Genomic DNA, 19,210 nt, shown 5'->3' with positions numbered 1-19,210 from the left:
CCCTCAGCGATCGTGCACCACAATGGACCGTTAGAATGTGAAATGTGGGCGGGGTGGTGAGGCGGGCGTACAAGTACCGCTTCTATCCCACCGGTGAGCAGGCTGAACAACTCCGCCGCACCTTCGGGTGCGTGCGCCTGGTCTACAACAAAGCCCTCGAGATGCGGACCCGCGCATACGCTACGGAACGCCGCTCGATCAGTTACGTGGAATCGTCGGCGGCCCTGACCGAATGGAAACGCGTTGAGGATCTGGCGTTCCTCAATGAGGTGTCCAGTGTTCCGCTGCAGCAAGCGTTGCGGCATCTGCACGCCGCCTACACGGCGTTCTTCGCCAAACGCGCCCGATACCCCCATTTCAAGTCGAAGAGGAAGTCGCGGGCCAGCGCCGAGTACACCCGGTCGGCGTTCCGCTGGCGGGACGGGAAACTGACTCTCGCGAAGATGGTCGCCCCGCTGGACATTGTGTGGTCGCGTCCGTTGCCCGACGGCGCCGTACCGTCCACCGTCACCGTGTCTCGAGACGCGGCCGGCCGCTGGTTCGTGTCCCTGCTCGTCGAAGATCCGACCGTCGAGGCCCTCCCACCTCTCGACACGGCGGTCGGCGTCGACGTAGGCCTGACCAGCCTGGTGACCCTGTCCACCGGGGAGAAGGTCATCAACCCCCGTCACGAGCGGGCCGACCGGCGGAAACTCGCCAGGGCCCAGCGGGAACTGGCCCGCAAGGAGAAAGGCTCGGCCAACCGGGCCAAAGCCCGACTCAAGGTCGCCAAGGTTCACGCCCGGATCGCCGACCGGCGCCGGGACCACCTGCACAAACTGTCGACTCGACTCGTCCGCGAGAACCAAACGGTCGTGATCGAAGACCTGACGGTGCGGAACATGCTGCGCAACCACCGGCTCGCCCGCGCCATCTCCGACGCGGCCTGGTCGGATCTGCGAGCCATGTTGGAGTACAAGGCCGCCTGGTACGGACGCACCCTGGTGACGGTGGACCGCTGGTTCCCGTCGTCCAAGCTGTGCTCGGATTGCGGGAGACTGACTGAATCCCTGCCGTTGAACGTTCGATCGTGGCAATGCCCGTGTGGTGTGACCCATGACCGGGACATCAACGCAGCGAGGAACCTTCTGGCCGCCGGGCTGGCGGACAGGTAAAACGCCTGTGGAGCTGGTGTAAGACCTCAACGGAGTCCCTCCGGGCGGGCAGTCGGCGGTGAAGCAGGAAACCCCCACGGGCGACCGGGGGAATCCCGGCCCTTCAGGGCCGGGAGGATGTCAAGAAGAGGTCTCCTTGACGCGCGCGCGCACGGTTGTCGGAGTCGGTGTGGAGCCGGCGGACGAGCCCTATCGACGGCCCACGACGAGGGCATGGCTGAACCCCATGTCCTCGTACCGCTCGACGTGCGAGAAGCCCGCATCGAGGGCCGCTTGCTCCATGTCGGCGGCGGAATAGGCCATGCCTTCGCCGGAGGCCAGGGTGAGGAAGTACGGGGAAACCAGCCCGGCGCTCATCGAGCCGGTGCCCGCGTCGTCGGAGACGAAGTTGTAGATGAGGCAGATGCCGCCCTCCGGCAGCGCCGCCCGGCACTTGCGCAGCAGTTCGGTGTTACGTTCCCGGGACCAGATCTCGAAGATGTGGAACACGAACACCGCGTCGGCGCCGTCGGGCAGCGGGTCGGCGAGGATGTCACCGGCGTGGAAACGTACCCGTCGCCGCAGATCCGGATCCTCGATCCGGTCCGCGGCGAGGCGGGTGACGCTCTCCTGGTCGAAGACGGTGACCGTGAGGTGCCGGTAGCGTCGGGCGAGTTCGATCGCGTTCGTCCCGTCGCCACCACCCACGTCGACCGCGTGCCGCACGGTGCTGAAGTCGTAGCGCTCCAACAGCTGCGCGAACGCCTTGCGCGACGCGTCGCCCATGTTGGCGTAGAACACCTGCTGCAGCTCGGGGTGCGCGGTGAGCCGCTCGTAGAGGGTGGTCCCCGGGCCCGGCAGATGACGGAGTCCCACGTTGGTGCCGCGACGTACCGATTCCGCCAGGTCGGGCAGGGCTTGGTTGATCACCTTCGCCTGGACGTCGACGAGCGCTCCCAGGAAGCGGGGGCTCGACCGCAGCAGCTTCCCGCGCGTCATGGCGGTGTTGACGTACGCGTCACCGCGCTTCTCGACCAGCCGCAGCGCACAGAGTCCCAGCAGCATGACGCGGGCAGGCTGCGCCTGGATACCGATCGTCGCGGCCAGGCGTGCCGCGTCCATTCCTCCGCTGCTCTCCAGGTGCTCGAAGATCTCGAGTTCCAGGCTGGTGCGCACCAACTCGAACGCGGTCGTGCCGTGGATCAGCAGTCGGAGGTAGTCGGCTTCCGTCAACGCCACGTGCCGATCGGTGCCCATGGTGCTCCTTCCTGCCCTGCGCAGGGGTTCGGGGGGACGATCCGATCGTGGTGGCGGCGTGTCGCCTCCGGCACCTCCCTGGGTGCCGCGTCGTCGGTGCGCCGCCCGTGGCGATCAGACGTGGACCCGGATCCGGGGAACGCGGACGCCTCCGCCGCACCGGGGAAGATGCCGCCCCGTGCGATCGGCTGCGACGATCCGAACCGGGCCGGACCGTGCCGCGGCGGAAGGTGGCGCGGTCCGGGCCGTACTTCTGCTCGGAATCGTCGGCGCGACCGCGTACGGCGACGAGGAAGCGGTGAGGGCGGACATGGGTGGCGTGACGCGGCTGGCGATCATCGGGGCCGGTCCCGCCGGTCTCTTCCTGGCACGGCTGATCGGCCGCACGCTGCCCGGGGTGACCGTCGACGTCTACGAGCGCAACCGGCGCGAGGACGTGGCCGGCTTCGGCGTCGCGTTGTCCGACCGGACCATGCGGGAGCTCGCGACCTGGGATCCCGAGGTCGCCGAGCGCCTCGGGCGCGTCGTGCGGCCGTTGTCCGGCATCGAGCTGCGGCTGCCCGGCGAACGCCTCCGCTACGACGGCTTCCCGATCGCCACGGTCTCCCGCGACACGATGCTGGCGCTTCTGTCGGAGGCGGCACGACGGGTCGGCGCCCGGCTCCACTACGGGCATGATGCCCGCGCCGACCAGTTCGACGCGGACGTGACCGTCCTCGCCAACGGTGCCCGCTCGGCGCAGCGGACGGCCCGTGCCGCGGACTTCGGCACCACCGTGCGCACCGGCGCCGCCCGCTACATCTGGTTGGGCTCGGCCGCTGACATCGGCGACGCCGCCACGATGTTCTTCGTGCCCACCGAGTACGGACCGATGGCCGCGCACGCCTATTCGTGCGGTGACGGGTTGAGCACCGTCGTGGTGGAGCTCGACGAGGTGACCTGGCGTCGGGCGGGTCTTGACGTCCGGTGTCGTCCCGGCGGCGTACCGGGCGAAATCAGCGGCGACGGGCTGGCACTGCTCGACGACGTCTTCGCCGACCACCTCGGCGCCCCGCTGGTCAGCAACAGGAGCCGGTGGTCGCGTTTCGACGTCGTGACGAACCAGCGGTGGTCCGACGGCAACCTGGTGCTGGTCGGCGACGCCGCCCACACCGCGCATTTCAGCGTCGCGTCCGGCACCACGATGGCGCTCGCCGATGCGGCTGCGCTTGCCGCCGCGCTGCGCGAGCAGGACATCGCCGACGCGTTCGCCGCGTACGAGCGGGCGCGACGGGGGCGGGTGACCCGCGTGCAGCGCCTGGCGGGACCCAGCATGCGGTGGTGGGAGAACTACGGGCGGCGCCTGCACCTGCCGCCGGCGCAGTTCGGCATGCACTTCATCACGCGGAGCACGGCGATCAGTTATCTCGGCCTGCGCCGTCGTTGTCCCGCCCGCGTCGACGAGGCGGAGGCGGCGTACCGCCGTGCCGCCGGCGTCGACCCGGACGGCCCTGCTCGCAACGCCGTCGCCGAACCGCTGACACGCGGTGCGCTGCGTCTGCCGCACCGGCTCGTCAGTCTCGGTGGACCGGCGTCCGGCGGCACCACCGGTCCGACACTCGGCGCGGGGGACGGGATCGACCCGCGTCCGCGGCCGGTTGCGGAGCTGCACCCGCTCCCGCCCGGATCAGTTCCGGCGGCCGACGGCTGGACGGTGGGCACCGAGGGGCGGCTGCTGGTCCGGGGCAGGCACGCGTTGAGGATCGTGGCACTGGCACCGCCGGACCCGACGGCGTCCGCGCCGGTCGACGGCGACGGACTGGTCGCCGTCGCCGCGCTCCGCGGGCGCGGCGTCGACGGTGTCCTGTTGTTGCCGGACTTCGGCGTCCCCGGCTGGTGGGACCGGACCGTCGAGTTCGGCGGCCGGATCCGGGCGGAGGCCGGCATGGTGGTCGTCGGCTGCGTGCCGATGGACTGGTCGATCGACCTGTGCCGTGATCCGTCCGTCGACGCGTGGCCGACGCGGATCCACCTGGCGCTGGTGTCGGCCCGTCTGGACCTCGTGGTGCCGTGGCCGTGCTCGGCGACGCGGATGGCTCCGGGCAGCGAGGCGGCGTGACAGCACCTCGTGTTCCTCTGGAACACGTCCGGATCGGCTGTGGGCGAACGGCGGTTCGGACGACGCGGCCGGCCGCCACGCGCCGGTGGGCACGTGACGGCCGGCTGCTGACCTCGTCGGGGCGGACCCCGGCGCGGGCCGGACGATCAGGCGACGCAGTTGGCCAGTTCCGGCGACGGCGGGGTGGCCGTCACGCCGGTGAAGAGGTTGACGCAGGAGATGAGGAACTGCGGGTTCTCCTCGGGGATGAAGTGCCCCGAGTTGGGGGCGACGACCTCGCGTACGTCGTCGGCGACCTGCCGGAACGAGGCCGCGACCCCAGGCCCGAACGTCGCCGCCGAGCCCATCGCCAGGACCGGCATGGCCAGCCGCCGCGCCGCGTTGGCCCGGTTGTTCTCCGCGTCCCCGGCGTACGCGCGGTAGTAGTTGAAGCCCGCCGTCCGGTCGGCCGGGTCCCGGTAGTACTGGTAGTAGACCTCCCTGTCGATGGCGTCGCGGTTGACGCTGAAGTCGAAGATCATGCCCAGGTAGGTCGACACGTCCTCGTTGTCGAGGATCCGCTCGGGGATCGGCGAGGGCGCCGCGTTGAACAGGAAGTGGAAGCTGAGGGTGTAGGCGTCCTCCAGGCCGAATCCGGACAGCGTCGAGTCGAGCACCGCCAGTCGCGTGACCTCGGTGGGGAACTCACGGGCGTACGGGTACGCGACCAGCACGCCGACGTCGTGCGCGAGGATCGAGACCTGACGGTGCCCGAGGGCGTGCACCGCCTGACGGATGCGCTGTGCGGTGGTCACCTTGTCGTATCCGCCGGCGAAGGAGCTGGAGTCGCCGAGGCCCGGCAGGTCGAACGCGATGACCGTGTGGTTCCGGGCGAGGGCCGGCATGACGTCGTGCCACGCCCACCAGGTCTGCGGCCAGCCGTGCAGGAGCACCAGCGCCGGTCCGGATCCACCCTTGACGTAGTGCAGCTGACCGCCGTCGACCGGCACCATGCCGTGCTGGAAGGACGCGCTGAAACTCGCCTTGCCGATGGTCGGCTCAGCGTAGGTGCCTGCGGCGGAGGAGGACGACGCGCCGACGACGAGCACCGTCGCCGCGACCGCGAGGGACGCGATGCTCCTCCGCCACAGCGACCTCGTCCGGGCGGGGGAGCCAGCGTCGTGCTGCTTTCGCCCACGGCGAAGTGCGGACAATGTCATTGTGCCCCTTTCGGTGTTTGCCGAGCGTCGGGCGCGCCCGAGCCACGACGAGACGCGCTTTCCGGCGCAGGACCGCAGGCTAACGATATGCATAGATGTAGGTCTTAGCCTGACAAGATCCGTCGTTGGCGACGATCTTATGTTTGGCGAAGATAGTCGTCAATTGTCCGTGTGGACTGCCGCCTCTGGCTCACCGGGTCCATGTCGCGATCGCACGGACGAAAAAGCGCCCCGACCGATGACTGGCGGCCGGCGGGCACGTCGGTGGCGCGGCCGCTCCGCGCGTCCGTCCGCGACAGGCCGGCAGCCGACGGGGGATCGGTCCACTCAGGCGGCTGCCCCCGGTGTGGCCGGACCCGCCATCCGCAACACGGTGTCGCGTCTCGGCTGCGTCGGACGTGGCGGAGCCGGGGGTGGTGTCGACACCAACTCCACGACGTACACGACGTCGTTGGTGCCGATGCCGCCAGCTCCGAACCGCTCCAGCCACGAGTCCGCCGTCGCGGGATCGGTCACCTCGGCAAGTGTCTGGACGTGGCCGGTCTCGATGTCGTACAGCCTGATGGCCAGCATCGCGTGCTCCCTTCTCGCGGCGACGGGGCGTGCCCTGGACCGGGCGGCGTGGGGCGGGCCGGCCCGGACCCGAGCCCGGCTAGCCGGCGGCTTCTGCCTGCCGGATCACCACGTCGGTGAAGGTCCGCAGATCCGGGTCGTCGAAGAGGACGGCGGCGTCGACCTCGATGCCGAGCTCCTCCTCGATCCGGCCGACGATGCGCACAGCGGAGATCGACTGCCCCTGCAGTTCGAGAAAGGTGGCGCCCGGGGACGCCTCGCGGGCGTTGAGGACGTCACGCCAGATGGCGCTGATGCGACCCTCCAGCTCAGCGGGGTCCCGGGGGTTCGGAGCAGTTCCGGGGACGTCGTTCATTCGTCACCTCTTCCAGGTTGCGCGCTCGGCTCTGCGGTCATCCTGGGCGGTGTCGACAGTGGCGCGCATCTCTGCGAATGCGCATTCCGGGAGATCGGCTCCCGACGTACGGCCGGCCGTTCGCCGGTCCCACTTCCACGGCGCATTTCATGAGATGCCGGCCCCGCGGTACCCGCCGAGACTTGCTGCGTGACAACCGACGCTCCAACCACCCCGTCGCGCCTGGCCGCGGCCGCCGCCGACGTGCAGGACGGCATCTGGTACGTCACGCGGCTGCACGCGGACGCCCCCGCCTCGACGGTCCGCCGCGCGTACTGGGTCACCGGCGACATCGACGTCGAGGCCCTGTGCTCGGCCTGGCGGGCGGTGCTCGACCGGCACGAGGCGCTGCGGACGACGGTGGCGACGGTGGACGGCAGGCCCGTCCGGCGTGTCAACCCCGTGCACCGGGACGCCGTCGAGGTGCGGGACGTGCGCGACGGGGCACCGGCTGTGCTGCCGGGCGACCTCGGTGTCGGGCCGTCCGCCCGGATGACCGTCCTCCGAGTCACCCCGCGGCACCACCGCATCGTGCTCGCCGCCCACCAGGCGGTAGCGGACGACGTGTCGATGTCGCTGGTCGCCGGAGAACTGTCGACCGGGTACGCCGACGCCGTCCGCGCTCCCCGCCCGGCGTCCGCACCGACCCGGCACCACCGCGAGCGCCCCCCGCACCGGACGGAAGCAACCATCTGCCGCGAGGCTGCCGACCGGTGGCTCGCCGAGCTGGACCCACCTCCGCCGGCCGCGTCCCTTCCGGTGTACCGGCCCGCCAGCGGGACACCGACGGTGGCCGACGAGGTGACCTTCGACTGGGAGCGGGACCTCTACACCTCGGTCCGGGCCCTGGCCCGGGCGGAGGGCACCGCGCCCCTGACGATCGTGTTGGCCGCGCTCCAGGTTGCCCTTGGGCGGTACGGCGGCGACGACACGCTGACGGTGGCGATGCCCGTCTGCCTACGCGGGCCGGGCGAGGAGGGCACGGTCGGTCCACTGTCGACCCTCGTTCCCGTCGTCGGCAGACTGACCGCCACCACCACGTTCAGGGAGCACCTGCGCCGTACGGCGCGGCGGCGGCGAAGCGCCGAGACGCACGGACGGCTGCCCTTCCCGCGCCTGGTCCGTGGCGTCAATCCGCCCCGCCCCGTCGACGGGATCCCGCTCTGCGACGCGGTGCTCGCCGAAGGCCGGCACCAGGGCACGTCGCTGCGGCTGGCCGGCGCCGCCGTCCACGAGCTGAGGACCCCCGCCCACACGCTCCTCGCCGATCTGATGCTCACCGTCTCGCCGACCGGTCCGTCCCTCGCCGGAACGCTCGCCTACCGCGCCGACCGGATGGGGCGCTCGACCGCGGAGGGGTTGCTCGCGCACCTGCGCACCCTGCTCACGGCGGCCGCCCGCAACCCCGACGTGGCCATCGCCGATCTCCCGCTGGAGACGTCCCGGCAACTCGCGACGGCGGTACGCGACCTGGATGCCACGGCCGATCCGCCGACACCGGCGCGGCCGGTGCCGGATCTGATCCGCGAATGCGCCGAGCGGTTCCCGGAGGCGGTCGCCGTGCGGTGCGAGGAGGAGGGCCTGACCTACGCCGAACTCGTCACCCGGGCGACGGACCTGGCGGCCTGGCTGCGGGCCCGGGTCCCGGTCACGGACCGCGCCGTCGCCGTCCGGCTGAACATGGGACCGGCGTTGGTGACGGCCTCCCTGGCCGTGTTGCAGGCCGGCGGGCACGTGGTGTGGATGAGCCCGGACGACACCGGGGAACGGGCCGCGATGGTCCTGACCGACCTGAGGCCGGCCGTCGTGCTGCTCGGCGGAGACCCGGCCGACGACCCGCTGGCCGCTTGGTACCGGGCTGAGCGGGGCGGACAGGTCCTCGCGCTGCCGACGGAACCGACCGCGGGGGCGGTGGCGACACCGTGCGACATCGACCTGGCATCGGCGGCGTACGCCGCGTTCACCTCAGGCTCGACCGGGCGACCGAAGGGGGTCGTCCAGACCCACGCGGCGCTCGCCCAGTTCGCCACCTGGCTCGCGCACATCGGCGGACTCGGACCCGGTGCACGGGTGGCGCAATGGGCCGCCGTCGAGCACGACCCGAGCCTCTGCGAGGTGTTCGCGGCTCTGATCTCCGGTGCGACGCTGGTGCCCGTACCGGGCCGTGTCCGGGCCCACCCCGAGCGGTTCGTGCGCTGGCTCGACCGGGAGGGCGTCACGCTGTTGCAGACCGTGCCGAGCTTCGCCCGCGAGCTGGCGGTCGCGATGGAGCGGGACGGCGCCGTGCCGAATCGCCTGACCCACCTGATCCTGATGGGGGAGGCGCTCGCGGCCAGCCTGGCGAACCAGCTGCGCCGGCTGCTCCCGCACACCCGGCTGTGGAACGTCTACGGGCCGACTGAGACGGTGGCGGCCAGCGCGTACCGGATCGATGCCCTGGTCCGCGGCGAGCGGGTGCCGATCGGCCGGCCGATTCCCGGCCGGCAGGTGCTCGTCGTCGACGAGCGGGACCGTCCCTGCCCCACGGGGGTGACCGGGGAGATCGTCGTCCGTAGTCCGTACGCCGTGCCGGGCTACCTGCCCGGCGCGGACGGGAAGGGGCGAGGCGACGGCGCCTTCCGGCCCCTGCGCGGCGCCGATGCGGCCGCCTCTCCGACGGCGGGTTGCTATCGGACCGGCGATCTCGGACGACGCCGCTTCGACGGCACGCTGGAACATGTCGGCCGGCTGGACCACCAGGTCAAGCTAGCCGGACACCGGCTCGAACTCGCGGCGGTGGAGGCCGTCCTCGCCGAGCATCCGCTCGTGGCCGACTGCGCCGTGGCCGCCGTGGCCGACCCGGACGGACTGGTGAGCCGGCTGGTCGTCTTCGTGGTGGCCCGTCACCGCGGCGACTGGCAGACGCTGGTGACGTCGCTGCGGACGCACCTGCGTCGTCGGTACGGTCCCGTGATCCACCGCGCCTCCTTCGTCGCCATCGACGGGGTGCCACGCAACGTCGGCGGCAAGGTCGACCGGACCCGGCTCCCGGACCCTGTGCTGGCCGCCGGGTCCGCCGCCGGGCGGGATCCGACCGCGACCGAGCAGGAGATCGGGCGGCTCTGGGCGGAACTGCTGCCGGCCGGGCCGGCGGACGTGCACCTCAGCTTCTTCGCCGCGGGCGGCCACTCGCTGCTGTTGGCTCGGCTCGCCCACCGGCTCACCGAGCGCTTCGGTGTGGACGTGTCCGTGGCGGAGCTGATGACGGCCCCGACGGTGGCTGGCATGGCGGCGCTGGTGCAGGCGGCGGCCGCCGGGTGCGGCGACTCGACAGCCGGTGGAGCGTTCGCTGCTGCCGGGCCAACCACGACGATGGGATGAAAGAGCATGGCTCAGTTCGACAGCGCTGCCAGACCGGTGGTTCTCGACGGCGCCGGACTCACGATCGACGGCGTGCGACAGGTGGCCGAACAGGGCGCACCCTGCGTGGTGCCGGCGGAGTCGCTGGCCCGCGCGGCCGGCAGCCGGCAGCGGTTCGAGGACATCGTGCGGCAGGGCATCCCGGTCTACGGCGTGACGACCGGGTACGGCGAGATGATCTACATGCTGGTGGACCAGTCCAAGGAGGTTGAGCTCCAGACCAACCTGGTCCGCAGTCACAGCGCCGGCGTCGGCCCGCACTTCTCGGAGGTGGAGGCCCGGGCGATCGTTGCCACCCGACTCAACGCCCTGGCCAAGGGCTATTCCGCCGTGCGTCCCGAGCTGATCACCCGCCTGGAGCTGTACCTGAACCTCGGCATCACTCCGGCCATCCCCGAGATGGGCTCGCTGGGCGCCAGCGGGGATCTGGCCCCTCTGTCGCACATCGCGAGCACGGTGCTGGGCGAGGGTTACGTGCTGCGCGACGGCCGGCCGGTGCCGGCCGGGGAGGTGCTCCGCGAGCACGACATCACGCCGATGGAGCTGCGGTTCAAGGAAGGCCTCGCGCTCATCAACGGCACCTCCGCGATGACCGGGCTCGGTGCCCTGGTGATCGGTCGGGCGACCGAACAGGTCCGCCAGGCCGAGATCGTCGCCGCGTTGGTCATCGAGACCCTGCAGGGATCCACCGGCCCGTTCCTCGCGGAGGGTCACGACCTTGCCAGGCCGCACCCCGGCCAGATCGACTCCGCCGCCAACATGCGTGCGTTGATGAGCGACAGCGGGCTGACCGTCTCGCATACCAGCCTGCGGCAGCAGCTCGCCGACGAGTGGCAGCCGGACAAGGCGGTGCAGCGGACGAACATCTACATGCAGAAGGCGTACTCCCTGCGGGCGGTGCCGCAGGTGCTGGGCGCGGTGCGGGACACCCTCACCCACGCCCGGTCGACGGTCGAGGTCGAGCTGAACTCCGCCAACGACAACCCGCTCTTCTTCGGCAGCGGCGAGGTCTTCCACGGCGCGAACTTCCACGGCCAGCCGGTCGCCTTCGCGATGGACTACGTCACCATCGCCCTGACGCAGCTCGGCGTGCTGTCCGAGCGCCGCACCAACCGCCTGCTGAACCGCCACCTGAGTTACGGTCTCCCGGAATTCCTCGTCATGGGCGACCCGGGCCTCAACAGCGGCTTCGCCGGCGCCCAGTACCCGGCCACCGCACTTGTCGCGGAAAACCGCACGATCGGCCCGGCCAGCATCCACAGCATCCCCTCCAACGGCGACAACCAGGACATCGTCAGCATGGGCCTGATCGCCGCCCGCAACGCGCGCCGGGTCCTGACGAACAACGACACGATCCTGGCCGTGGAACTGCTCGCCGCCGCGCAGGCGGTCGACGTCTCCGGGCGGTACGCGCAGCTGAGCCGGGCCGGGCGGGCCGCCTACGAGCTCACCCGATCCATCGCACCCACTCTGCACCGCGACCGCCACATGGCCGACGACATCGCGGCGGTGGCGGCGGCGCTGAGCCGCGCGGACCTCCTCGACGCCGTCCTGCGCGCCGACGTGGTCCTGCGCTGACCGACGAACCCCTGTCCGTGACTCCTGGAGGACATGACGTGAACAACGACGGTTTCGACTACGACCTGATCGTCGTCGGTGGCGGGCCGGCCGGCTCCACGGCTGCCACGCTGGTGGCGATGCAGGGGCACCGGGTCCTGCTGCTGGAGAAGGAGACGTTCCCCCGGTACCAGATCGGGGAGTCGCTGCTGCCCGCCACGATCCATGGCATCTGCCGACTGACCGGCGTCACCGACGAACTCGCCCGCGCCGGGTTCCCGGTCAAGCGCGGCGGGACGTTCCGCTGGGGACGCAACCCCGAGCCGTGGACGTTCGCGTTCGCGATCTCGCCCAAGTTCGCCAGCGAGGGTGCCACCGCCTACCAGGTCGAACGCATGAAGTTCGACCAGATCCTGCTCGACAACGCCCGCCGCAAGGGGGTCACCGTCCGTGAGCGGTGCGCCGTGGTGGACGTCCTGGAGGACGGGGACCGGGTCTGCGGCGTCCGCTTCGACGACGAGGACGGCACCCGACGGGAGGTCCGCAGCCGCTACGTGGTGGACGCCTCCGGCCACCGCAGCCGCATTCACCAGCGGATCGGCGGTGACCGGCACTACCCGGAGTTCTTCCGCAACCTCGCGCTCTTCGGGTACTTCGAGGGCGGCAAGCGGCTTCCGGAGCCGAACAGCGGCAACATCCTCGCCGTCGCCTTCCCCAGCGGCTGGTTCTGGTACATCCCGCTGAACGACACCCTCACCAGCGTCGGCGCCGTGCTGCGACCGCAGGCCCTGGACCGGATCCGGGGCGGCGACCGGGAGACGGTGCTGCGCCAGTTGATCGCCGAGTGCCCGATGATCGCCGACTACCTCGCCGACGCGACCCGGGTCGAGAGCGGCCCGTACGGCGAGGTCCGCGTCCGCAAGGACTACTCCTACATCAACGACACCTTCTCGCGGCCCGGGATGCTCCTGGTCGGCGACGCGGCCTGCTTCATCGACCCGGTCTTCTCCTCCGGGGTGCACCTGGCGACCTTCAGCGCGTTGCTCGCCGCCCGCTCCATCAACAGCTGCCTGGCCGGGGAGTTGGACGAGGAGAGCGTCTTCGAGGAGTTCGAGGCGCGCTACCGTCGCGAGTACAGCCTCTTCCACGACTTCCTGGTCGCCTTCTACGACATGCACCAGGACGAGGAATCGTACTTCTGGACGGCGAAGCAGATCACCGACGACAACGTCGCCGGCGCCGTCGAGGCATTCGTGCAGCTCGTCGGAGGCGCCGGGTCGCAGGAGCGGGCGTTGGTCGACGCCGAGTCGTACATCCAGCGCCGGGAACCGGCGTTCCGGCAGCTCGCCGAGGTCGTCCAGGGGCCGGTCTCCGAGGCGGGCGAGGACCGCAACCTGCTCGGCGCGTCGATGCTCAGGGAGGTCCTCAAGGAAGGGGTTCGCGTGCAGACCCAGGCAGCCATGGGCGGCAACGTCGACGATCTGCACCCGCTCCGGCCGGGCGGCCTGATCCCGTCCGCCGACGGCATGCGGTGGCGCCGGCCGGCCGGCGACGAGTCGGCGGCCGGGGGCTCGGCCCATGCCGGCGGATGACCGCCGTCCGGCAGCGTCCCTGTGGACACTGCCGGACGGCGTCGCGCCCGCCGCGCCGGAACACGTCCCGGAGCCGGCATCCGGACCGGACGAGCCGTTCGCGCTCTCCCGGCAGCAGGAGTTCCTCCGCATGGTCGACGGAGGTGACGACGGCGGCCCGTTCGGGCCCCGGTACACCATCGTCGGTGGCTGGCGGATCACCGGACCGCTCGACGTCGCGACACTCCGGGCAGCGCTCGCGGACGTGGTCGAGCGGCACGAGTCCCTCCGCACGTCGATCGTCCGGGAGCCGGGCAACGTCCACCAGCGCGTGCGGCCCGCCCGGGCACCCCGCCTCGAGGTCGAGGTCCTCCCCACCGAGCCGGCGGCCCGCGACGAACGGGCGGAGCTTCTGCTCAACGACGTGGAGTCCCGCCCGGTACGGATGGACCAGTGCCCCACGCTGCACGCCCGGCTCGGTCGCTTCGACGACCGTGACGCGGTCCTCGTGCTCGCCGCCCACCACACGGGCGTCGACGGCTGGTCGATCCAGGTGGTGCTGCGGGACCTTGCGCTCTGCTACGCCGCGCGTCGCGCCGGACGGCGACCGGACCTTCCCCCGGTGCGTCAGTACCGCGAGTACGTGCAGTGGCAGCGGCACGTCGCCGCCTCGCCGGCGTTCGCCGCCGCCCGCCGGTACTGGGGGCAGCGGCTGCGCGGGGCGGCGGTGACGCCGGTCCGGATGGACCGACCCCGTGGGGCCCAGCGCCCGGACGTCACGTCGTGGTACCGATTCCTCTACGAGGACGATCTGCGCCGCCGGGTGCAGGCGTACGCCACCGCCCGGCGCTGCACCCCGTTCATGGTCATGGCCGCGGCCTACGTGCGGTACCTCGCCGACACCACCGGCCGCGCCGACGTGGTCATGCCGACCTTCACTCCCGGCCGGCGGCCGGCCTGGACGCTCGACATGGTCGGTTCCTTCTTCAACCTGTTGCCGCTGCGGGTACGGACCGACGGCTGCGTCGGCTTCGACGACCTGCTCGACCGGGTTCGGACGGCCTGCCTCGAGGCGTACCGCAACGAGATCCCCTTCGTGGACCTGCTGGGCGTGGCGCCGGAGCTGATGGGCGCCGCCGCCGGTGAGGAGCACGCGGCTTGCGTGTTCCAGCTGGTGCAGTCACCGTTCATGGCCGTCGGCGAGCGTGTCGGCGACCTCACCTACCAGGCGATGCGGCGCCGGTTGCGCTCGCAGCCGGTGGGCTCACAGATCCCGGACGGGGCGCTGTGGGCGGTGGAGTTCGACGTCGGAGGCGGCATCGTGGGCAGTGTCGGGTACTGCCGCGGCCAGTTCCGGGCGGAGACGGTGGCCGAGCTGGTGGCGGGCTACCGGGACACCCTCGCCCGTGCGCTGCGGACCTAGGCCGGCAGCGGGCAAACCGGAAGATGCCCGCGCAGCCGGGCCGACACGGCGATCAGTACCGGTGCGACGCGACGTCCTGGCGTCGTCGTACCGGGACGAGAAACCGGAGGTGATGATGCCTGTCGAGGCAGCACGATCCACGTTCTACGACCTTGTCCATGTCGACAGCAGCCGGGACCACGCGGTGGAGGCACAGGCTCTGCTGCGTATCGTCCGGGCCCGTCACCCGGAGTCCTCGTCGGTGCTCGACGTGGCGTGCGGCGCGGGTGAGCACCTGCGACACCTGATTCCGCACGTCGCCGTCGCCGAGGGCGTCGCCGTCGACGCTCCGATGGCGGCCGCGGCCCGCCAGGCGCTGCCGGGCACCACGATCCACGAGGCGGAGCTGCCGCACCTCGACGTGGGCCGCACGTTCGACGTCGTCACATGCCTGCACGACGCCCTGGCGCGGTTCCCGTTGTCGGGCTACCGGGCCGTCCTGCGGGCACTGGCCCGGCACCTGGCGCCTGGCGGGCTGATGATCCTCGCTCCGATCTGGATGCCGGACCAGGCGACCCGGAGGACCGCCCGCGAGGCGCTGACGCGCGCCGAGGACGGCCGTACGGTCGCACACATGGCGCGGGGGATACCCCGCGACGGCGCCCATCGCCTCGAGCGGCACTTCCTCGTCGCCGACGGGGACAGCGTCCGGCACGTCGAGGACACCCGGGTGCTGCGGGCGTTCGGCCGCCGTGAGCACCTCAGTGCGCTCGCCGCAGCCGGCTGCGGCGGCGACTTCCTCTCCGTCGGCCTGGCCGGGCGGAGGCTCCTCATCGGTGTGCGGCGCTGAGCGGCGGGATCGTCCCCGCACCCGGCAACGCCCCCAGACCCTGATCCGAACGCCCGCGAGGGAGAGACATGCGCGTCCTGTTCGCCATCGACCCGTCGATCGCCCACCTGTACCCCATGGTGCCCACTGCGTGGGCACTGCAGAACGCCGGCCACGAGGTGCGCCTCGCGTCCTTCGGCGGCTTCGCCGACCGCATCGCCGCCACCGGCCTGACCCCGGTGCCGCTCGGTGACGCGTCCTGGGCCGCCCGAATCTCGGACGATCCGCTGGAGCCGCACGGCCCGGAGGAGGCCCAGCGGTACGCGGAGGCTCTCGGCCTCAACCCGGAGGAGCGCGAGTACTGGTACCTCTTCTACCAGTACCTCCTGACCCCGACCGGGGACTACCTGCGCCCCGACCGGCCCGAGCCCCACGCCCTCATCGAGTTCGCCCGGGCGTGGCGTCCCGACCTGATCATCTGGGACCTGACCCAGGCCGCCGGCGCGGTCGCGGCCCGGGTGTGCGGCGCGGCTCACGCCCGGCTCGTGTTCGCGTACGACCCGTCGGGCTGGAGCCTCGACCGCCTGGCCGCCGGCCGGGACGCCCTCGTCGCCGCGGGCCTCGACGAGAATCCGCTCGCCACCCTGGTTCGCCCGCTCGCGGAGAACTACGGCGTGGAGCTCGACGAGGAGTTGCTGGTCGGGCAGTGGACGATCGACACGGCGCCGCCCGGGCTCGGCCTGCCGACCCGCACCCGGAAGGTTCCGCTGCGGTACGTGCCCTACAACGGCGCGGAGCCGGTGCCGGACTGGTTGCGGGAGCCGCCGCGGCGACCGCGGATCTGTCTCACCCTCGGGGAGTCCTACCGGCGCTTCATCCGCGGCGACTGGAACCGGACGCCGATGCTGCTCGACGCCCTCGCCGACCTGGACGTCGAGGTCGTCGCCACGCTCAACGACGTCCAGCTCGACGGGTACACCCCGCCGGCGAACGTGCGGACGGTCGAGTACCTGCCGCTGAACCAGCTCCTGCCGACCTGCTCGGCCGTCATCCACCACGGCGGCCTCGGCACCTTCCAGGCCGCCGTGGCCAGCAAGGTGCCGCAGCTCGTCTGCGACACCCTGGAGTCCATCATGCTGCGGGTGGAGGAGGACGCGCCGGAGGCGGAGCCGGACGACGTCGGGGTCTACCGTTCTGGCGTGGAGTACGGCGTCCGGGAGGCGGAGGCGCGCGAGGAGCCCACGGTCCGTTGGGTGATGCCGGCGAAGAAGCTCGAAGCCACCCCGGTGGCGAACTATGTGGTCTCCCGGGGCGCCGGCGTGCGGCTGGACCACCAGACCCAGTCGGTGGCGGAGCTGCGGGAGGCGATCCTGGCCGTGCTCACCGAGCCGTCCTACCGGCAGGGCGCCGAGGCGATCTATGATGTCTGGCGCGCCATGCCGAGCCCCAACGATGTCGTGCCGGTCCTGGAGAGCCTCGCGTTGGACGCCCGAAATCGCCGATGACAGCTGACCGGGCAGTCGTCTCAGCCCGCCCGGATCCGAGGCCCGCCCTCGCGGGCGGGCTGACGGCCGAGTTGAGGAGGCACCCGCCCGCCATGACCGACACACAGACCGATCCGTCGCCCGAGGCCCCGGCACCGGTCGTGGACGCCGAGTTGGCCGTACCCTTCCCGGACCGGCCCGCCTACGCCGACGCCGTCGCCGCGGTTCGCGCCGCCGCCATGGCGTACCACAACGGCAGTGACCTGTTGATGGACGACGCGGCCTATGACGCGTTGCTGGCGCGGGTCGAGGCGACCGAGGCGACGCGGCCGGACTGGACGGCGGCGGACTCGCCGTCCGGGACGGTGGCCGCCGGCGTGGCGGCGCACGGCGACGTGGAGCACAGCGAACCGATGCTCGGCCTGGACAACGTCTTCGGCGAGGAGCAGCTGCGCCGGTGGGCCAACCGCCTGGAGAAACTGCTCGGTCACCCGGTGGCCGCCTTCGTGGTCGAACCGAAGATCGACGGTCTCGCGATCGCGGCCTGGTACGTCGACGGCCGGCTGGTACGGGTCGCGACCCGTGGCGACGGACGGGCGGGGGAGGACGTGACCGGCCAGGCCCGGCGCGCGGTCGGGCTGCCGGAACAGCTCGCCCGACCGGTCACGATCGAGGTCCGCGGCGAGGTCTTCATGACCGACGCGGACTTCGTGATCGCCAACGAGATGCGCACCGGGCACGGCGAGCCTCCCTTCGCCCACCCCCGCAGCGCCGCGGCCGGCACCCTGCGGGCCGAAGGACGGGCCTACGACGCACCGCTGTCCTTCATCGCCTACGGGGTGCGCGGCGCGGTGACCGAACCGACCGGGGAGGCGTCGCACTCGACCGAGATGACGGCGCTGGCCGACCTGGGCGTGCGGACCACCCTTTCCGCATCCGTGCCGCTGGCGGTCTGCCCCACCCTCGACGAGGTGCTTGCCGCCGTGGAGGCGCTGCGTGCCGCCCGCAGCGCGATCGGGTTCGGTGTCGACGGCGCGGTCGTCAAGGTCGACGGCACGCGGGACCGGGAGCTGGCCGGCTCGTCGAGCCGTGCCCCCCGCTGGGGCGTGGCGTACAAGTTCCCCGCGGACACCCGGACCACGAGGCTGCTGGGCATCGAGGTGCAGATCGGTCGTACCGGCGTGGTCACCCCCGTGGCGGTGCTCGAGCCCGTGCAGATCAGCGGTGTCACCGTCACGTCGGCGACCCTGCACAACTTCGACGACCTGACCCGGCGCAACGTGCGGGTGGGGGACGTCGTCTTCGTCCGCCGGGCGGGCGACGTCATCCCGGAGATCACCGGCGCCAAGCTCGACGAACGTAACCCGGCCTCGGCGCCGTACGAGCCGCCGGGAAGCTGTCCACGCTGCGGCGGGGAGCTCGACCGGACGCAGAAGCGCTGGCGATGCGTGCGTGGACGGGCCTGCGGCGCCCACGAGGCGTTGGCCTACTTCGCCACCCGGGACGCGATGGACATCGAGGGCCTCGGCGACAAGATCATCCAGATGATGGTCGCCGCCGGTCTGGTCACCGATCCGGCCGACCTCTACGATCTCGAACCGGCCGCCCTGGTCACCCTCGACAGGATGGGGAGCGTCTCGGCGGCGAAACTCGTCGCGAGCATCCAGGCGTCCAGGCAACGCCCCCTGTCCCGCGTGCTGATCGGTCTCGGTGTGCGCATGACCGGCCGGGCCCTCTCCCGCCGGATAGCCCGGCACTTCGGCTCGATGCGGGCACTGCTCGACGCGGGCGTCGAGGACCTGCAGCGGGTGGAGGGCGTCGGCCCGGACCGGGCCGCCACGATCGCCGCCGACCTCGTCGAGCTCACCCCCGTGATCGACAAGCTCGTCGCGCGTGGCGTCAACATGGTCGAGCCGGGAGCGGCGTCCCCGGCCGAGGCGGGCCCCGCCACCTCCGGGCCGGTCGCGGCGCCGCTACGCCGGCCCGACGGAGCCCCGATGCGGGTCGTCGTGACCGGTGCCGTGCCCGGGCTCAACCGCAACGAGGGCAACGAGGCGGTCGAGCGGCTGGGCGGGACCGCCTCGTCGTCGGTCTCCGCCCGGACCGACCTGGTCGTGGTCGGGGAGGGCGCCGGCTCCAAGGCGGACAAGGCGGCAGCGCTGGGCGTACGGGTCATGCCGGCGGCCCGGTTCGCGGCCCTGATCGCGGCTCACGGCGCCGGGGACGCGGAGACGGTCGCCGAGATCATGGCGGGCAGCTGACCCGGGACGAACGGCGCGTGCCGCGCCCGCGGACGGGCGCGGCACGCGCGGTG

Annotated in this window: 13 protein-coding genes; 9 read left to right on the top strand and 4 right to left on the bottom strand. The window is 71.9% G+C overall.

Going from position 1 to position 19,210, the window contains the following annotated elements; translation table 11 throughout:
* Positions 1–44: 44 nt before the first annotated feature.
* Positions 45–1,154, top strand: coding sequence for an RNA-guided endonuclease InsQ/TnpB family protein (locus ABT006_RS26100; RefSeq protein ID WP_350710510.1), 1,110 nt, complete (start codon positions 45–47; stop codon positions 1,152–1,154).
* A gap of 189 nt (positions 1,155–1,343) precedes the next feature.
* On the opposite strand, the gene ABT006_RS26095 is transcribed toward ABT006_RS26100, so the two are convergent.
* The gene (locus ABT006_RS26095; RefSeq protein WP_350710508.1) at positions 1,344–2,390 is read right to left on the bottom strand and encodes a methyltransferase; all 1,047 of its coding nucleotides are present in this window, start codon (positions 2,388–2,390) and stop codon (positions 1,344–1,346) included.
* A 178-nt stretch (positions 2,391–2,568) separates the two neighbouring features.
* Between ABT006_RS26095 and ABT006_RS26090 the strand changes: the two genes are divergently transcribed.
* Positions 2,569–4,488 carry an FAD-dependent monooxygenase gene (locus tag ABT006_RS26090; protein WP_350710506.1) on the top strand — a complete coding sequence of 640 codons (1,920 nt, stop codon included), beginning with the start codon at positions 2,569–2,571 and terminating at the stop codon, positions 4,486–4,488.
* Positions 4,489–4,634: 146 nt separating this feature from the next.
* Here ABT006_RS26090 and ABT006_RS26085 read toward each other — a convergent pair whose 3' ends face one another.
* From ABT006_RS26085 to ABT006_RS26075, 3 genes are all read right to left on the bottom strand, one after another.
* Positions 4,635–5,687, bottom strand: a complete 1,053-nt coding sequence (locus tag ABT006_RS26085; protein WP_350710505.1) for an alpha/beta fold hydrolase — start codon at positions 5,685–5,687, stop codon at positions 4,635–4,637.
* Between the two features lie 327 nt (positions 5,688–6,014).
* Positions 6,015–6,260: a hypothetical protein gene (locus tag ABT006_RS26080; protein WP_350710503.1), complete on the bottom strand. Its 246-nt coding sequence runs from the start codon at positions 6,258–6,260 to the stop codon at positions 6,015–6,017.
* Between the two features lie 79 nt (positions 6,261–6,339).
* Positions 6,340–6,615 (bottom strand): phosphopantetheine-binding protein, encoded by a 276-nt coding sequence (locus ABT006_RS26075; protein WP_350710502.1) that lies wholly within the window; start codon positions 6,613–6,615, stop codon positions 6,340–6,342.
* Positions 6,616–6,804: 189 nt separating this feature from the next.
* On the opposite strand from ABT006_RS26075, the gene ABT006_RS26070 reads away from it, so the two are divergent.
* The 7 genes from ABT006_RS26070 (at position 6,805) to ligA (ending at position 19,157) form a co-directional block, all read left to right on the top strand.
* The gene (locus ABT006_RS26070) at positions 6,805–10,014 is read left to right on the top strand and encodes a non-ribosomal peptide synthetase (protein ID WP_350710500.1); all 3,210 of its coding nucleotides are present in this window, start codon (positions 6,805–6,807) and stop codon (positions 10,012–10,014) included.
* A 6-nt stretch (positions 10,015–10,020) separates the two neighbouring features.
* Positions 10,021–11,631, top strand: a complete 1,611-nt coding sequence (gene cmdF / locus ABT006_RS26065) for a tyrosine 2,3-aminomutase (RefSeq protein ID WP_350710498.1) — start codon at positions 10,021–10,023, stop codon at positions 11,629–11,631.
* A gap of 38 nt (positions 11,632–11,669) precedes the next feature.
* On the top strand, positions 11,670–13,202 hold the full coding sequence (locus ABT006_RS26060) for a tryptophan 7-halogenase (RefSeq protein WP_350710496.1): 1,533 nt from the start codon (positions 11,670–11,672) through the stop codon (positions 13,200–13,202).
* Positions 13,189–14,604 (top strand): condensation domain-containing protein, encoded by a 1,416-nt coding sequence (locus tag ABT006_RS26055; RefSeq protein WP_350710494.1) that lies wholly within the window; start codon positions 13,189–13,191, stop codon positions 14,602–14,604. The genes ABT006_RS26060 and ABT006_RS26055 overlap by 14 nt, the downstream gene beginning before the upstream one ends.
* Positions 14,605–14,665: 61 nt before the next feature.
* Positions 14,666–15,433 (top strand): class I SAM-dependent methyltransferase, encoded by a 768-nt coding sequence (locus ABT006_RS26050; RefSeq protein ID WP_350710492.1) that lies wholly within the window; start codon positions 14,666–14,668, stop codon positions 15,431–15,433.
* Positions 15,434–15,501: 68 nt separating this feature from the next.
* The gene (locus ABT006_RS26045) at positions 15,502–16,917 is read left to right on the top strand and encodes a nucleotide disphospho-sugar-binding domain-containing protein (RefSeq protein WP_350710490.1); all 1,416 of its coding nucleotides are present in this window, start codon (positions 15,502–15,504) and stop codon (positions 16,915–16,917) included.
* Positions 16,918–17,009: 92 nt separating this feature from the next.
* The gene (ligA, locus tag ABT006_RS26040; RefSeq protein ID WP_350710488.1) at positions 17,010–19,157 is read left to right on the top strand and encodes an NAD-dependent DNA ligase LigA; all 2,148 of its coding nucleotides are present in this window, start codon (positions 17,010–17,012) and stop codon (positions 19,155–19,157) included.
* The last annotated feature ends 53 nt before the right edge of the window (positions 19,158–19,210 follow it).

This window comes from Micromonospora sp. NPDC002717, assembly GCF_040295705.1.
Classification (GTDB): domain Bacteria; phylum Actinomycetota; class Actinomycetes; order Mycobacteriales; family Micromonosporaceae; genus Micromonospora.
The sequence above is the reverse complement of the archived record's forward strand: the minus strand, read 5'-3'. Positions and strand labels throughout refer to the sequence as shown.

Bases quoted from the DNA above. Each gene is read 5' to 3' on its own strand.
- ABT006_RS26075 (WP_350710502.1), bottom strand. From the start codon at position 6,615: ATGAACGACGTCCCCGGAACTGCTCCGAACCCCCGGGACCCCGCTGAG.
- ABT006_RS26055 (WP_350710494.1), top strand. From the start codon at position 13,189: ATGCCGGCGGATGACCGCCGTCCGGCAGCGTCCCTGTGGACACTGCCG.
- ABT006_RS26045 (WP_350710490.1), top strand. From the start codon at position 15,502: ATGCGCGTCCTGTTCGCCATCGACCCGTCGATCGCCCACCTGTACCCC.
- cmdF (WP_350710498.1), top strand. From the start codon at position 10,021: ATGGCTCAGTTCGACAGCGCTGCCAGACCGGTGGTTCTCGACGGCGCC.
- ABT006_RS26095 (WP_350710508.1), bottom strand. From the start codon at position 2,390: ATGGGCACCGATCGGCACGTGGCGTTGACGGAAGCCGACTACCTCCGA.
- ligA (WP_350710488.1), top strand. From the start codon at position 17,010: ATGACCGACACACAGACCGATCCGTCGCCCGAGGCCCCGGCACCGGTC.
- ABT006_RS26085 (WP_350710505.1), bottom strand. From the start codon at position 5,687: ATGACATTGTCCGCACTTCGCCGTGGGCGAAAGCAGCACGACGCTGGC.
- ABT006_RS26080 (WP_350710503.1), bottom strand. From the start codon at position 6,260: ATGCTGGCCATCAGGCTGTACGACATCGAGACCGGCCACGTCCAGACA.